This is a genomic window from Roseibium sp. RP-7 (genome assembly GCF_053005225.1).
In genome coordinates this window covers 593218-605484 of sequence record NZ_JBRKQA010000001.1, presented here as the reverse complement: position 1 = coordinate 605484, position 12267 = coordinate 593218, and the positions used below count along the sequence as shown (strand labels likewise).

9 protein-coding genes are annotated in these 12267 nt (G+C 61.4%); 6 read left to right on the top strand and 3 right to left on the bottom strand.

Translation table 11 applies throughout. The annotated features are described in order from the left end of the window. Positions 1-5 precede the first annotated feature (5 nt). Positions 6-2477, top strand: a complete 2472-nt coding sequence (hrpB, locus tag ACVDG9_RS02725) for an ATP-dependent helicase HrpB (RefSeq protein ID WP_447237250.1) — start codon at positions 6-8, stop codon at positions 2475-2477. A 315-nt stretch (positions 2478-2792) separates the two neighbouring features. Here the strand turns inward: hrpB and putA are convergent, their stop codons facing one another. After that, positions 2793-5933: a bifunctional proline dehydrogenase/L-glutamate gamma-semialdehyde dehydrogenase PutA gene (gene putA, locus ACVDG9_RS02720; RefSeq protein WP_447237249.1), complete on the bottom strand. Its 3141-nt coding sequence runs from the start codon at positions 5931-5933 to the stop codon at positions 2793-2795. A gap of 141 nt (positions 5934-6074) precedes the next feature. On the opposite strand from putA, the gene ACVDG9_RS02715 reads away from it, so the two are divergent. From ACVDG9_RS02715 to ACVDG9_RS02700, 4 genes are all read left to right on the top strand, one after another. Then, complete coding sequence (locus tag ACVDG9_RS02715; RefSeq protein ID WP_022999714.1) at positions 6075-6530, top strand: Lrp/AsnC ligand binding domain-containing protein; 456 nt, start codon at positions 6075-6077, stop codon at positions 6528-6530. Between the two features lie 120 nt (positions 6531-6650). Next, on the top strand, positions 6651-7874 hold the full coding sequence (locus ACVDG9_RS02710) for an ABC transporter substrate-binding protein (protein WP_447237247.1): 1224 nt from the start codon (positions 6651-6653) through the stop codon (positions 7872-7874). Positions 7875-7884: 10 nt separating this feature from the next. Then, complete coding sequence (locus ACVDG9_RS02705) at positions 7885-9588, top strand: ABC transporter permease (protein WP_447237246.1); 1704 nt, start codon at positions 7885-7887, stop codon at positions 9586-9588. An 8-nt stretch (positions 9589-9596) separates the two neighbouring features. Further along, entirely contained in the window at positions 9597-10274 is a 678-nt protein-coding gene (locus tag ACVDG9_RS02700) for an ABC transporter ATP-binding protein (protein ID WP_289807406.1), read from the top strand. 167 nt (positions 10275-10441) lie between these two features. Here the strand turns inward: ACVDG9_RS02700 and bfr are convergent, their stop codons facing one another. Both bfr and ACVDG9_RS02690 read right to left on the bottom strand, forming a co-directional pair. Continuing rightward, positions 10442-10927, bottom strand: coding sequence for a bacterioferritin (gene bfr, locus ACVDG9_RS02695; RefSeq protein ID WP_022999710.1), 486 nt, complete (start codon positions 10925-10927; stop codon positions 10442-10444). Between the two features lie 115 nt (positions 10928-11042). Then, positions 11043-11285 (bottom strand): (2Fe-2S)-binding protein, encoded by a 243-nt coding sequence (locus ACVDG9_RS02690; RefSeq protein WP_062490562.1) that lies wholly within the window; start codon positions 11283-11285, stop codon positions 11043-11045. A 125-nt stretch (positions 11286-11410) separates the two neighbouring features. On the opposite strand from ACVDG9_RS02690, the gene ACVDG9_RS02685 reads away from it, so the two are divergent. After that, a complete protein-coding gene (locus ACVDG9_RS02685) occupies positions 11411-12169 on the top strand; it encodes an SDR family NAD(P)-dependent oxidoreductase (RefSeq protein ID WP_022999708.1) in 759 nt (252 codons plus the stop codon). Positions 12170-12267: the final 98 nt, after the last annotated feature.

Sequence of the window (12267 nt, the reverse complement as noted above, 5' to 3'; positions counted from 1 at the left end):
CCGTCATGTCCTCTGCCCCAGCCTTCGCGGCACCACTGCCGATCGACGGTGTCCTGCCGGAGCTTCTGGCAACGCTTGATACAGGGCTGAACGCGGTTCTTGTTGCCGAACCGGGCGCGGGCAAGACGACCCGCGTGCCGCTGGCTCTTTTGAACGCGACCTGGCGCGGCGACGGCAAGATCCTGGTGCTGGAACCGAGGCGTCTTGCTGCCCGTGCCGCTGCGCGCCGCATGGCAGCCGAACTGGGCGAAAAGCCAGGCGAGACCGTCGGCTACCGTGTGCGCATGGAAACGAAAGTCAGCGCCCGTACCCGGATCGAGGTCATCACGGAAGGTGTTTTCACCCGGCTGATCCTGGACGATCCGGAACTGACGGGCGTTGCCGCCATTCTCTTTGACGAATTTCACGAACGCTCGCTTGACGGCGACCTCGGGCTGGCGCTGGCGCTGGATGTGCAGGCTGCACTGCGCGACGACCTGCGTCTGCTGCCCATGTCAGCCACGCTCGATGCTGCCGGAATTTCACGCCTGCTTGGCGACGCGCCCGTCATCGAAAGCACGGGGCGCAGCTACCCGGTTGAAACGCGTTACCTGGGGCGAACACCCAACGAGCGCGTGGAGCCGCAGATGGTGAGGGCGATCCGGCAAGCCCTCGTGGAAGAAAGAGGTTCCATTCTGGTGTTTCTGCCAGGCCAGGGCGAAATCCGCCGCACCGCTGAGATGCTGGAGGGCAAGCTCCCGGCAGGCTGCCAGGTGGCACCACTTTACGGCGGACTGGACGCCAAAGCCCAGGACACAGCCATCCGGCCGGCCGATGCCGGCAGCCGCAAGATCGTGCTGGCCAGTGCCATCGCCCAGACCTCGCTGACCATCGAAGGTGTGCGTGTCGTTATCGACAGCGGTCTGGCACGGGTGCCGAAATATGAACCGCAGACCGGACTGACCCGGCTGGAAACCGTGCGCGTCTCCCGCGCTTCCGCTGATCAACGGCGAGGCCGCGCCGGACGTACCGAGCCCGGTGTCTGCTACAGGCTCTGGGACGAAGCCCAGACCGTGGCCCTGCAACAGGCAGAGGCTCCGGAAATCCTGGAAGCGGATCTCACCGGCCTGGTGCTGGACCTGGCGGCCTGGGGAACACTCGATCCGGCAGCCCTCGCTTTTGCCGACCAGCCCCCACTTGCGGCCTGGCGCGAAGCAAAGGCTCTGCTTCAGGATCTGCACGCTCTGGATGACCACGGACGTCTGACCAATGACGGCAAGGCACTGGCGAAGCTCCCGCTGCATCCGCGCCTCGCGCACATGGTGATCGAAGGCGTTGCCCGCGATCTCGGCTTTACCGCCGCGATGATCGCGCTGGTGCTGTCCGAACCGGGTCTTGGCGGCCGGGATCCCGACCTGCGTGCGCGTTTGCAGGCTTTGCGCCACGACAAGAGCCAACGTGTAAAAGACGGCCGCCAACTTGCCGAGCGCTGGCTGAAGCAGGCAGGCGGCACAGGCAGGGAGATAGACCCGGAAAGCGCCGGACTTCTGCTCGCCCTTGCCTATCCTGACCGGGTGGCCCAGCAGCGCGGGCAGACAGGACGCTTCCGCCTTGCGAACGGCCGTGGCGCAGAATTGGAGGCGGAACATGCCCTTTCCCGGCAAGCCTTCCTGACTGTTGCCGATATTCAGGGCAAGGCGGCAAGCGGGCGTATCCAGCTCTGCGCGCCAATTTCCAAATCCGATATCGAAGACCTGTTTGCTGCAGACATCGTCGAGCAGGATGAAGTCCAGTTGACAGGAGATGGTGCGCTGAAGGCGCGGCGTGTCACCCGCTACAAGGCGGTTGAACTGAAGTCCGTCCAGATCCAGTCAGCAGATCCGGCAGCTGTCGAACGGGCCCTGATTGCCGAGATCCGCCGGCGCGGCGTCTCCCGCCTGCCCTGGAGCAAGGAACAGGAACGGCTGAAGAAACGTGTCGCCTATGCCCGGGAGAACGGCGCGCAGGATCTGCCGGACCTTTCCGACGGCACCTTGACGGAAACCCTGGAAACCTGGCTGCAGCCCTATCTTGCCGGCTGCACGAGCCTGGGGGTAATCGACACCGCGCTTCTCGGCAATGCGCTTGCAGTGCTCCTGCCCTATGATGCGGCTGCGCGGCTGGACAGCCTTGCCCCATCGCACTTCACCGCCCCGACAGGCAGCAAGGTGCCCATCGACTATGGTGCGGCCGCAGGTCCGACGCTTTCCATTCGCGTGCAGGAACTCTTCGGCCTCAAGGAGCACCCAAGCGTCTGCGACGGCAGATTGCCGCTGATCCTGGAACTTCTCTCCCCGGCACAACGGCCGATCCAGATCACGAAGGATCTCCCCGGCTTCTGGCAGGGTTCCTGGGCGGATGTGAAAGCCGACATGAAAGGCCGCTACCCCAGGCACCCCTGGCCGGACGACCCGACCGCAGCCGAGGCAACGCGCAGGGCGAAGCCGCGGGGAACCTAGCTCCGCATTTCAGCCTTGCACGGCCTTCCCTTCAGGAGAGAAAACGGCATGAATCCCGTGGTCGAACTATGGGAAGACACAGGAGGGACTGACGCTTCAGAAGTCCCCTGTCCCACACCTTGCCGCAGCCGAGTCCTCCTCCCCCTTGTGGGGAGGGGTTAGGGGTGGGGGTATGAAGCCACGGCCCTAGTTACCGCTTTGCGGTTCACCCCCATCCCTACCCCTTCCCCACAAGGGGGAAGGGAACCGGTCCGTATATGGGCGAAATCCAGGTTGCAAATCGGACTATGCTTAGCTCCGAGAAGGCCTTGCTCGTCAATCGTCCGAGGCTGCCACCAGGCTGGCGTTGCCGCCGGCGGCGGCGGTGTTGATGGAGACCACCTGTTCCAGGGCAAACCGGGTCAGGTAGGCCGGGCCGCCGGCCTTGGGGCCGGTGCCGGACAGGCCGGAGCCGCCGAAGGGCTGGGTGCCGACAACCGCGCCGATGGTGTTGCGGTTGACGTAGACGTTGCCCACGGAGAGGCGATCAACAACCTTCTTCACCGTTGCATCGATACGGCTGTGGACGCCAAGCGTCAGGCCGTATCCCGTGCCCGCGATCTGGTTCAGCACCTTGTCGAGATCGCCCGCCTTGTATCGAACCACATGCAGGACCGGGCCGAAGACTTCCCGTGTCAGGGCCTCGGCCTTGTCCAGTTCGATGATGTGCGGGGCGACCCAGGAACCGTTGGCCAGCTTGCCGTGTGGCGTCTTGCCGGCGTAGCGCAGTTTCTGGCTCTCCTTCATGTCGTCGACATGGGAGAGGATATTGTCGCGTGCTTCCTCATCAATCACCGGACCGATGTCTGTCGACGGCAGCCGCGGGTCGCCCAGGCTGAGTTCCTTCGCTGCGCCTTCCAGCATGTCCAGCAGATGATCGGCGACGTCCTCCTGCACATAAAGCAGACGCAGTGCCGAGCAGCGCTGACCGGCGGAGCGGAAGGCGGACATCATGACGTCATCGCAGACCTGTTCCGGCAGGGCCGTGGCATCGACGATCATCGCGTTGATGCCGCCCGTTTCGGCAACGAGCGGAACGATCGGGCCGCGTTTTGCAGCCAGCGTACCGTTGATCAGCCATGCGGTTTCGGTCGACCCGGTAAAGGCTACCCCTGCAACGGCCGGATGGGACGTCAGCGCCGCACCGACATCGCCTTCTCCCGGGAGCAGGTAGAAGACATCTTCCGGGACACCGGCCTCATACATCAACCTGGCGGTCTCAAAAGCGATCAGCGGTGTCTGTTCCGCCGGCTTGGCAACAACGGCATTGCCCGCCATCAGGGCAGCGCTGATCTGGCCGAGGAAGATCGCCAGCGGGAAGTTCCACGGCGAAATACAGACGAAGACGCCGCGTCCCCGATAGCGGTAGCGGTTTTCCTCGCCTGTCGGTCCGGGCATCAGCTTGCCTTCACCGAAAAGGTTTCTGGCTTCGGCCGCGTAGTATCGGCAGAAGTCGACTGCCTCGCGGATTTCGGCAATGCCATCGGTCAGGCACTTGCCGGCTTCCAATGAGAGGATCGTCATCAGGCGGTCCCGGTTTGCCTCCAGCAGGTCGCCAACCTTGTCGATGGCAGCCGCCCGCTCTTCAACCGGTCTGCGCGACCATTTCTCGAACCCCTTCTGGGCATTTTCGACAGCAAGGCGGGCCGTTTCGCTGTCCGCGAAGCGCACCGTGCCGACCTTGGTCGTGCCGTCCATCGGGGCAAACACCGGATTGGCGTCACCCGACGGTTTCAGACCTGCTCCAAGCGGGACGGCTTCGGTGAACGGTGCTGTGGTTTTCGCCATGCCGGACGTCAGCAAATTGCGTTCTGCCGCACAGCCGAATTCCACGCCGTCGGAATTTTGCCGGCTGTCGCCGTAAAGGTCCTTCGGCAGCGGGATCGACCGGTTGATGGAATGGTGGCCGCTATCCAGCAGTTCCTTCGGCCGCTTGAGCATCTTTTCAACCGGCACGGAGGCATCGCCCACAATGGTGACGAAGGAGGAGTTGGCACCGTTTTCCAGAAGGCGGCGGACGAGATAGGCCAAGAGGTCCTTGTGACCACCGACCGGGGCATAGATCCGGCACGGAAAGCCGTCGCGCTCGACAACGGATTTGTAAAGGCTTTCGCCCATGCCATGCAGCCGCTGGAACTCGTACCCTTCCGCCTTGCCACCGGAGAGTTCGATGATCTGGGCAACTGTCAGTGCGTTGTGGGTGGCGAACTGCGGGTAGAGCACATCCCGTGCCGCCAGCATCCGCTTGGCGCAGCACAGATAGGACAGATCCGTCGCGGCCTTGCGCGAGAACACCGGATAGCCTTCCGCACCGCCTTCCTGGGCGTGCTTGATTTCCGTATCCCAATAGGCGCCCTTTACGAGGCGCACCATCAGTTTGCGATTGGTCTTGCGGGCTGCGTTGACCAGCCAGTCGATCACGTGAATGCCGCGCTTCTGATAGGCCTGAACCGCCAGTCCAAAGCCATCCCAGCCCTCGGTGACCGGATCGGTCAGCATGGCCGCGATGATATCCAGCGAGATCTCCAGCCGGTCGGCTTCTTCAGCGTCGACGGTGAAGTTCAGGTTGTGGTCCTTGGCCATCTGCGCCAGTTCGCGCAGCTTCGGCAGGAGTTCGTCGCGCACGCGTTCGCCGTTGACGGCCTGATAGCGCGGATGCAGCGCGGAAAGCTTCACCGAAATACCCGGACGGTCCGGCAGCTTCTTGTCACCGGCGGCCTTGCCGATGGCGGCAATCGCCTTGGCATAGGACTGGAAGTAACGCTCCGCATCCTTCTGGGTGCGCGCGCCCTCGCCCAGCATGTCATAGGAATAGCGATAGCCCTTCGCTTCCTGGGTCCTGGCGCGTTCCAGAGCCTTTTGGATGGTTTCTCCAAGCACGAACTGATGACCGAGCAGGCGCATTGCCTTGCGGGTTGCCATGCGCACGGTCGGCATGCCCATGCGCTTGACGAGGCTCGACAGGATCGACTGGGGCGTGTCGCCCGGGTGCAGCAGACGAGAGGTGACGCCCAGCGCCCAGGAAGAGGCGGAGACAAGCCATGTGTCGGATTTCGGGCCTGAGGGATCGTCGAAGCGGGCTGCCGCCAGCTTGTCCTCTATCAGCTTGTCCGCGGTCTTTGCGTCCGGAACGCGCAGCAGAGCTTCCGCCAGCACCATCATGGCCAGGCCTTCACGGGTGGTCAGACCGAATTCGCGCATGAAGTCTTCCACGCCGCCGAGACCGACCTGGACCGAGCGCATGTCCTGAATATAACCGCGGGCGCGCTGGTCGATCAGTTTCTCCACCACGGGGTCGGTGTTGGCTTCCTTCAGAAGCGCTTCGACAAGCGTCTTGTCATCGGGGGCGTAAGCCGGGCGAAACGGCTCGAGTTCGGTCGAATTGATTGTCTTCATGGCTGCAACAGTTGCGGTCATGAGAGCCTCCCAAAGGGGCCCCGCGGGGCCAGGTCACTAGATGTCTCCAAAATATCTTGAATCGAAGTCCGCTTTTCGCTGTTTTTGAAGCCAATCTCCGTGTATTTCTCTGCAAATTTCTTTTTTCTAGGGAAATTCGCCATGCTTGATGCAACAGACCGGAGGATTCTGAAGGTTCTCCAACAGGACGGCCGCATTACCAATACGGACCTTGCCGAACGGGTGCATCTTTCGGCAACCGCGACCGCCGAACGCATGAAGCGGCTGGTGCGCGAAGGGTACATCGAGCACTTCTCCGCCAGCCTCAATCCGAAGATGGTGGACCGGGGCTTGCTGGTCTTCGTCGAAATCCGGCTTGACCGCACCTCACCGGAAATTTTCGACGCCTTCAAGATTGCCGTCGAACGCTCGACCGACATCATGGAATGTCACATGGTGGCAGGCGGCTTCGACTACCTCATGAAAAGCCGCGTCAAGGACATGGAAGCCTATCGGGCCTTCCTGTCTGATGTGGTTTTGGCGCTGCCGGGCGTGCGTGAAACACATACTTACGCCGTCATGGAAGAGATCAAGGACACCCATATCCTGCCGGTCTGATTTGCACTGGAACCTAACGGACACGAACACTCATCGTTCACAAAGCCTTGTCTTGACCGTGCCATGCGCCTTGCGCGAGGGAACGAGGAACGGACACGATCCGCAACAGGGGAAATTCTGATGAAACGCATGCTTGCCGCAACGCTTGGTCTTCTCGGATCACTGATGGCACCGGTGGCTGCTTCTGCACAGGAAGCGGCCAATGATCCGGCGTGGCAGGCAGTGCTGGATGAGGCCAGAGGCGAGACCGTTTATTTCCACGCCTGGGGCGGCGAGCCGCGCATCAACGCCTATATCGCCTGGGCTGCCCGGGAAGTGGCAAATGAATTTGACGTTCGCGTGCTTCAGGTGAAGGTCAGTGACACCGCATCTGTGGTCTCACAGGTACTTGCCGAAAAATCGGTTGGCAAGGTCTTTGGCGGCGCGGTCGATCTGGTCTGGATCAACGGCGAAAATTTCGCGGCCATGAAGGAACAGGGCCTGCTGGCAGCACCTGGATGGGCGCAGACGTTGCCGAACTGGGATTACGTCGACGTGGAAAACAAGCCGACGGTCGCCCAGGATTTCACCGTGCCTACGGATGGCCAGGAAAGCCCGTGGGGGATGGCCAAGCTCGTGTTCATGTATGACAGTGCCCGCCTGGACACCCCACCCGCGACACTCGATGCGCTGCTGAGCTACGCCAAGGCGAACCCGGGCCGATTTGCCTATCCGCAACCGCCCAATTTCTATGGCACGACCTTTCTGAAACAGGTTCTCGTCAGCACGGTTCCGGACAAGGCCGCTCTGACGAAACCGGTGGATGAAGCCCGCTTCGAAGAAATGACTGCACCGTTGTTTGCCTATCTGGACGCATTGAACGGCTCGCTCTGGCGCCAGGGCCGCGCTTTCCCGAAGGATGCAGCGCATATGCGCCAGCTGCTTGCCGACGGAGAACTGGATATTGCATTTTCCTTCAATCCGTCCGATGCCTCGAGCGCAATTGCCAACGGCGAACTGCCGCCCAGCGTGCGCACCTTCGTTCTGGATGGCGGCACCATCGGCAACACCCACTTCGTTGCAATTCCGTTCAACAGTTCCAGCCAGGCAGGTGCCAAAGTCTTCGCCAACTTCCTGTTGTCACCCGCTGCACAGGCCCGCAAGCAGGATCCCGGTATCTGGGGCGACCCGACGGTTCTGAACGTTGCCGGACTGCCTGAAACCGAAAAGGTTCTCTTCGATACGCTCGACCTTGGGCCTGCGACCTTGACGCCCGAACAGCTCGGCCCGGTCCTGCCGGAACCGCATCCGAGCTGGGTCAGTGCGCTTGAAGAGGCCTGGACCACCCGCTTCGGCGCCGAGTGAGCCGGAGTACGTGGCAACCCAGCCGAAAGCCGTCCCGGCCATACCGATCATCCTTGTGTCGGTTCTTCTGGCCGGGCCGGTTCTCGCCGGCCTGGCGGGTACGATCCTGCCTGCCTTCGGTTACCTGCCCGCGCTGGGCCACAACAGCTTCTCCCTTGAACCTGTCCGGCACCTGTTCCAACAACCCGGTCTGCTGACCTCCGTTTGGCTCAGTATTGCCACCGGCCTGACGGCCTCGATCGCGTCGCTGGCGATCGTGCTCCTGTTCGTGGCAGGCTGGTCCGGAACGGCGGCGTTCCGGCGCCTGACCCGGTTTCTGTCGCCACTGCTTTCGGTACCACACGCGGCGGCGGCCATCGGTCTTGCTTTTCTGATTGCGCCATCGGGCTTTCTGGTTCGCCTCGTTTCGCCCTGGGCGACTGGCTGGACCAGGCCACCCGACGTTCTGATCCTCAACGATCCGTTCGGCATCGCCATGACGGTTGGTCTTGTCGCCAAGGAAGTGCCTTTTCTGTTCCTGATGACGCTCGCCGCGCTAAACCGCCCTCACGTTCAGGAGTATTTCAAGGTAGGTGCCAGCCTTGGCTATGGCCGTGTTGCAACCTTCTTCAAGATCGTTCTGCCGCAGATCTACCCGCTCATCCGCCTGCCGGTGCTGGCAGTGGTCGCCTATGCCACATCCGTCGTTGATGTCGCCGCTATCCTTGGGCCAACGACACCGGCTCCTCTCGCCCCGCGTCTCGTCAGCTGGATGAACGACCCGGATCTGACCAAACGTCTGATGGCATCTGCCGGGGCGTTGCTGCAACTTGCCGTCAGTACGACTGCTCTGGCCACCTATCTGGCAGGCGAACGGCTGGTCGCCTCGGCCTCCAGGCGCCGCCTCGTCACAGGGCATCGTCACTTGCGCGAGCGTGCGGCAAGATATGGCGGACTTCTGGTGATGGTACTCATCATCATGGCCATGATCCTCTCGCTTCTGCTGCTCGGGATCTGGTCTGCCGCCCGCTCGTGGTGGTTTCCCTCTGTTTTGCCGCAGGCCTGGAATGTCATGCAAATGACCGACACCCTCGGCATGAGCCTCGGGCTTCTCGGTACGACCGTCGCTCTGGCCTGTGCCTCCGCGTTTGTTGCAACAGCCCTGACACTTTGGGTTCTGGAAGCGCGCGATCACCGCAAGTCGACCTCTTCGCGCCGCCTCAAGACACTCGTCTTCCTGCCGCTGCTGCTGCCGCAGATCAGCTTTCTGTTCGGTCTGCAGCTGCTTTTCCTGTCAGCGGATTTCAGCGGCACATTCTCCGCTGTTTTGCTGGCCCACCTGGTATTCGTCCTGCCCTACGCCTTCCTGGCCTTGAGCGATCCCTGGGCCCGTCTCGATCCGCGCTTTGCCAAGGCCGCAGCCTCCATCGGCGCGTCGCGTGCCCGCATCTTCTGGCAGATCCGTTTGCCATTGCTGCTGCGGCCTGTTCTGGTAACGCTTGCCGTGGCAGCCGCGGTTTCCGTCGGCCAGTATCTGCCGACCTTGATGATCGGTGCCGGACGGGTCGCCACGGTCACGACCGAGAGCGTCGCTCTTGCCAGCGGAGGCAGCCGGCAGGCAACTGCGCTGTTGGCCCTGCTGCAACTTGGCATACCACTGGCCGGATTTACGCTGGCCGCACTGTTACCGGCGTTGCTTCATCGCAACCGGGCCGCCATGCGGCTGGAAAGGTGAGGCAAGCAATGCAAACCCCAAACGAGCCATTGGGCCTGGTTCTTCAGGACGTCACCCTCCACCTGGACGGAGCGCCCCTGCTTGGGATCGACTGCCGGATAGAACCGGGAACAGTACTCACCGTGATGGGCGAAAGCGGCAGCGGCAAATCCAGCCTGCTCGACTTCATTGCCGGTTTCCTCCGGCCGGATTTCAAGGCGAGTGGTAAGGTGATGCTTGATGGCAAGGATCTGACACCTCTGCCTGCACAGGAACGACATATCGGCCTGATGTTCCAGACGCCGCTGTTGTTCCCGCATATGTCCGTGCTGCAGAACCTGATGTTCGCCATTCCCGCTGCAATCCGCAAAAGATCCCTCCGCCGGGACATGGCTCAACAGGCCCTTGCCGATGTCGGGCTTTCCGGCTTCGGTAGCCGGGACCCTGCGACGCTGTCCGGCGGTCAGCAGACCCGCGTCGCCTTGATGCGAACGCTTCTTGCCGAGCCGCATGCGCTGCTGCTGGACGAACCTTTCTCGAGCCTCGACAAGGCCCGGCGAGCTGACATCCGGGCATTGGTCTTCGACGCAGCCAGACAAAAGGGCTTGCCCGTCCTGCTTGTCACGCACGACGAGGAAGACGCTGACGCAGCCGGTGGCAAGGTACATTTTCTTGATGAAAGCGGATCAGGCAACGGCTGCGCCTGAGAAGGAGGTCACATCGGTGCAATTGTCGGCGAACAGGGCGTACGGCCAAAACGCGCGGAAGAACTGAGCCGCCTAAATAGTCTTCTGATGGCAGACAGAAGATGTCTGCCGTTGCCGGGTTGGCTCCGACGACGGCAGACGGAAATCAGGTTTGTGAACCCTGGTGCTTATTCGGCGGTGTCCGCAGACTTGGCCTGCAGCAGGGAATAGTTGTCAATGCCGATCCGTTCGATCAGTTCGAGCTGCGTTTCGAGGAAATCGATGTGGCTTTCCTCGTCGCTCAGAAGCTGTTCAAACAGCGCCATGGAAACATAGTCGCCGAGCTCGCGGCAGACTTCGCGGGCTTCGTGGTAAAGGGCCCGCGCGACGTATTCCGCTGCAAGGTCGCCTTCCAGGCATTCCTTGACCGACTGGCCGATCCGCAGCGGGTCCAGGGTCTGAAGATTGGGCAGGCCTTCTAGGAAGATGATCCGATCCATCAGATCCTGTGCATGCTGACGCTCTTCTTCAGCTTCCGCCAGTTCCTTGTCGGCCAGCTTGCCGAAGCCCCAGTCGGCCAGCAGTCGGGCATGGACCCAATACTGGTTCACTGCCGTCAACTCGTGCCGCAGGGCCTTGTTGAGATACTCGATTACGCGCGCTTCGCCCTTCATGACCCTCTCCCTGCGAGATCCCCCCGGGGTGCTCTGTCACTTGGACATGTGCCCGGATGTTGATCGAAATCCATGTTCCGGACCAAGCCATTTCTCTGGCAGGGGCCGGTAAGTCCTAGCGGTTTGAAGCCTGCTTCAATTCTGCAGGCGACTCTTCCGACTTTGGTTGCTCTTCAGAACTTTTTTCGTGAATGATGTCAATGACCGACGGAAAACAGCTTCCGCAACGTGGCCTGCACCCCAGATGACGGAACACCGCTCCGGGCGTTGGCACCTTGCCATTCGGGTCTGCACGCATTTCTTCCGCGGCTTCGCGAAGTTGCTTGTCAGACAGTACGTTACAGGAGCAAATGATCATTGTAGGATCCGGCGCGCGTCCTCATATGCGAACATATTGGCATTGACGAATTCCAGCGCAATAACGAAACTCGACTGCAAGAGTCAACTTTTTCCACGACTTTTGCACGCCAGCAGGGAAATAACATGACCGGCCAGGGTATCCCCGACGAGCGTCCGACACTCGTGCTGACAGGCGCGAGCCGCGGCATCGGACATGCCACCGTCAAGCGGTTTTCCGCGGAAGGCTGGCGGGTGATCACCTGCTCCCGGCAGGCGTTTTCGGACAAGTGTCCATGGCCGATGGGGCCTGAGGACCATATCCAGGTGGATCTTTCCGATCCGGAAAACCTCGGGTTTGCCACCCAGGAAATCCGCAAGCGTCTGGAGCCCAACGGTTCACGCCTTCATGCGCTGGTCAACAATGCGGGGATCAGCCCCAAGGGCCCCGACGGGGAACGTCTGGATTCGCTGACAACGGCCATGCACGAATGGCGCACCGTTTTTCAGGTCAACTTCTTTGCCCCCATCCTTCTCGGCCGGGGCCTTTTCAAGGAACTGAAGAATGCCAAGGGTTCGGTCGTCAACGTAACGTCGATCGCCGGCATGAAGGTGCATCCCTTCGCCGGTACCGCCTATTCCACCTCGAAGGCAGCCCTCGCATCGCTTACGCGGGAGATGGCGGCCGACTTCGGTCCGCACGGCATTCGCGTCAATGCAATCGCACCGGGCGAAATCGATACATCCATCCTGTCACCTGGCACCGAAAAGATGATAGAAGACATTCCGCTCCGCCGCCTTGGCCTGCCGAATGAAGTTGCCGACACGATCTATTACTTGTGCTCCGAGAAGTCTTCCTACGTCAGTGGAGCAGAAATTCACATCAACGGCGGCCAGCATGTATAAATCAATTATACAACCCGAACTTCTTCTAGCTTGCCGATATATTTGCGACACCTAAACCAGACTTTCAAAATGACGCATTTCTTCTTCAGCTAAATATT

Coding starts and splice junctions, on each gene's coding strand:
- hrpB (WP_447237250.1), top strand. CDS start 6: ATGTCCTCTGCCCCAGCCTTCGCGGCACCACTGCCGATCGACGGTGTC.
- putA (WP_447237249.1), bottom strand. CDS start 5,933: ATGACCGCAACTGTTGCAGCCATGAAGACAATCAATTCGACCGAACTC.
- ACVDG9_RS02715 (WP_022999714.1), top strand. CDS start 6,075: ATGCTTGATGCAACAGACCGGAGGATTCTGAAGGTTCTCCAACAGGAC.
- ACVDG9_RS02710 (WP_447237247.1), top strand. CDS start 6,651: ATGAAACGCATGCTTGCCGCAACGCTTGGTCTTCTCGGATCACTGATG.
- ACVDG9_RS02700 (WP_289807406.1), top strand. CDS start 9,597: ATGCAAACCCCAAACGAGCCATTGGGCCTGGTTCTTCAGGACGTCACC.
- bfr (WP_022999710.1), bottom strand. CDS start 10,927: ATGAAGGGCGAAGCGCGCGTAATCGAGTATCTCAACAAGGCCCTGCGG.
- ACVDG9_RS02690 (WP_062490562.1), bottom strand. CDS start 11,285: ATGATCATTTGCTCCTGTAACGTACTGTCTGACAAGCAACTTCGCGAA.
- ACVDG9_RS02685 (WP_022999708.1), top strand. CDS start 11,411: ATGACCGGCCAGGGTATCCCCGACGAGCGTCCGACACTCGTGCTGACA.